Source organism: Arthrobacter sp. P1_A5 (assembly GCF_056406825.1).
Genome location: NZ_JBFTZL010000348.1, coordinates 1 through 1,342 on the forward strand (window position 1 = coordinate 1; position 1,342 = coordinate 1,342).

1 protein-coding gene is annotated in these 1,342 nt (G+C 68.4%); it reads right to left on the minus strand.

What is annotated here, in order from left to right; all coding sequences use genetic code 11:
- Positions 1-56 precede the first annotated feature (56 nt).
- Positions 57-1,079 (minus strand): LLM class flavin-dependent oxidoreductase, encoded by a 1,023-nt coding sequence (locus tag AC1D1S_RS21180; RefSeq protein ID WP_028276305.1) that lies wholly within the window; start codon positions 1,077-1,079, stop codon positions 57-59.
- Positions 1,080-1,342: the final 263 nt, after the last annotated feature.

Genomic DNA, 1,342 nt, shown 5'->3' on the forward strand with positions numbered 1-1,342 from the left:
ATGCTGGACCCCGCAAGTGTCGACGGCGCGGCGCCCGGGGAATCTGTCACGAGGGGTCAGCGCCAGCCGAGCTGCGGCGCCACATACTTCAGGATCGACTCGATGACGTGGGCGTTGTAGTCGACACCGAGCTGGTTCGGGACCGTGAGGAGCAGGGTGTCTGCCGCGGCGATCGCCTCGTCCTCGGCCAGCTTTGCGGCCAGCTCGTCCGGGGCACCGGCGTAGGAGCGGCCAAAGACCGCGCGTGTTTTCTCGTCGATGTTGCCCACCTGGTCGGAGCTGTGGCGGTCGCGGGCGAAGTACTGCCAGTCGCGCTCGTCCGTCAGCGCGAAGATGCTGCGGCTGACCGAGACGCGCGGCTCCCGCTCGTGCCCCGCCTCCTTCCAGGCCTGCCGGTAGAGCTCGATCTGCTCGGCCTGCTGGACGTGGAAGGGCTTGCCGCTCTCATCATCCTTGAGCGTGGAGCTCTGCAGGTTCATGCCGAGCTTCGCCGCCCAGATGGCCGTGGCGTTCGAGCCGGAGCCCCACCAGATGCGCTCGCGCAGCCCCCTTGAGTGCGGCTCCACGCGCAGCAGGCCCGGAGGGTTCGGGAACATCGGGCGGGGGTTCGGCGCCGCAAAACCCTTGCCAGTGAGGACCTCGAGCAGACGCTCGGCGTGCCTGCGGCCCATGTCGGCGTCCGACTCGCCCTCGGCGGGGGCGAAGCCGAAGTAACGCCATCCGTCGATGACCTGCTCGGGTGAACCCCTGCTGATGCCCAGCTGCAGCCGGCCGCCCGCGATCAGGTCGGCCGCGCCAGCGTCCTCCGCCATGTAGAGCGGGTTCTCGTAGCGCATGTCGATCACGCCGGTGCCGATCTCGATGCGGCTTGTCCGGGCCCCGATCGCAGCGAGCAGCGGGAACGGGGAGGCGTATTGCTGCGCGAAGTGGTGGACTCGGAAGTAGGCGCCGTCCGCACCCAGCTCCTCGGCCGCGACCGCGAGGTCGATCGCCTGCAACAGCGCGTCCGACGCAGTGCGCGTGCCGGAATCCGGGTGGTCGGTCCAATGGCCGAAGGACAGGAATCCGATGTTCTTCACACCGGAAACCAACATGGTGGCGGCGGTTCTTATTCCCCCCGGGCCCTCAGCCTCGCACCCCTCCCGCGGGCCCCTCCCGCGGCACGCCTGGCGCCCCTTAGGCGGGACCGCGGGCTCAGCCGGCCTCGTAGGGGGTCCGGAAGAGGGTGATTCCCCATTCCGGGTTGTGCAGCACGATTCCAGTCTCCCGTTGTGCAAACTGAAGCGGAGCTTGAAGGTATCGTTTCATCCGCGACTGTTCCTGGTCCCACGGGAAGTTGCAC